Below are 423 nucleotides of genomic sequence, written 5' to 3' on the forward strand. Positions count from 1 at the left end.
GCTGTCGGATTCGGGCCTATGAGTAGCCCTACCTTTTTCAAGGATTCACCCCATTGAATTATGCACTAATTCATTAAAACGGGTCCCCCGCACCATGCGGTTTAAGCGATTTAGAAAATTGAAACTGTGGATTATAATACTCCTTTATTTTCAAAATGTAAACAAAAATTTTTAAAAATAAAAAATTCAAAATGATTGCGCATAATCCGCCGATAAATATACATAATGAATACTAAAAAACCCCTTAAAGGAGACCCGTATGTCTAAAAAGAAGAAGCCACTTTTTTCCGACTCATATTTAGATGCAGTAGCAAATGAAATTAATCAGCTATATGGTAAACGTGAACAGGAAATAAATTTGACAGAAAGAATTAAAAGAAACAAATAATTTGTCATACTCAAATAAAAAAGATAGCAATACAC

The 423-nt window shown here is 32.4% G+C and carries 1 protein-coding gene and 1 riboswitch (1 of these 2 cut by a window edge); the gene reads left to right on the plus strand.

What is annotated here, in order from left to right:
• Positions 1-118, minus strand: a riboswitch (cyclic di-AMP (ydaO/yuaA leader) (it extends 40 nt beyond the left edge of the window).
• 141 nt (positions 119-259) lie between these two features.
• Positions 260-388, plus strand: a complete 129-nt coding sequence (locus tag V7038_RS26695) for a hypothetical protein (RefSeq protein WP_000038255.1) — start codon at positions 260-262, stop codon at positions 386-388.
• The last annotated feature ends 35 nt before the right edge of the window (positions 389-423 follow it).

Source organism: Bacillus sp. JJ783, assembly GCF_036963225.1.
In the GTDB taxonomy this organism is placed as follows: domain Bacteria; phylum Bacillota; class Bacilli; order Bacillales; family Bacillaceae_G; genus Bacillus_A; species Bacillus_A cereus_U.

Coding starts and splice junctions, on each gene's coding strand:
- V7038_RS26695 (WP_000038255.1), top strand. CDS start 260: ATGTCTAAAAAGAAGAAGCCACTTTTTTCCGACTCATATTTAGATGCA.